We start from the raw sequence: 551 nt of genomic DNA, 5'->3' as shown, positions 1-551 counted from the left end.
GATCATGAGTGTCGAGCCAGCCTTCAAGGAACGCCTGCACGACATCTTCGGCGGCCTTCACGTCTGGCTGTCCTATGCGCTCTATGCGCTGGTCGGCCTACACATCGCCGCCGCGCTAAAGCATCAGTTCTGGGACGGCCATCCCGAACTGCAGAGGATGTGGCCGGGTGGCGACGCGCCCGCGCCTAGCCCCTTGTCGCCAGCGCAACGCCCGCCAGCGTAAATACCAGGGCCGCGATCTGCATGGCGCCGAGCGGTTCCCGCAGGGCGATGGCCGAGCTGACCACGCCGATCACGGGCACCGCCATGGTCCCGATTGCGGCCACCGAGGCCGGCAACTGCTTGAGCGCCGCGAACCAGCAGACATAAGCGATGCAGAACCCCACCAGCACGACATAAGCGAGCAGCCCCCAGCCCAGCGGCGTCAGTGCTGAAAAATGCGGGCTTTCGAAGATCAGACCCAGCAACAGCACCGGCACACAACCGATCCCGATCTGCCAGGCGGATGACGTCACCAGTGGCAGCGTGAGCCCGAACTTCTTGGCCAGCAC

The 551-nt window shown here is 65.0% G+C and carries 2 protein-coding genes; one reads left to right on the top strand and one right to left on the bottom strand.

Annotated features, from left to right (window positions below):
• The coding region (locus AC1DU6_RS35390; RefSeq protein ID WP_477863261.1) for a cytochrome b at nucleotides 1-223 on the top strand (223 nt) is incomplete at its 5' end.
• On the opposite strand, the gene AC1DU6_RS35385 is transcribed toward AC1DU6_RS35390, so the two are convergent.
• Nucleotides 186-551, bottom strand: a 366-nt coding sequence (locus AC1DU6_RS35385; protein ID WP_477863259.1) for an EamA family transporter, incomplete at its 5' end; no start/stop codon positions are given. The two genes, AC1DU6_RS35390 and AC1DU6_RS35385, sit on opposite strands and share 38 nt — an antisense overlap.

The sequence above is a fragment of the Roseateles sp. P5_B10 genome, assembly GCF_056400485.1.
This window is presented reverse-complemented; position numbering and strand designations above follow the sequence as displayed.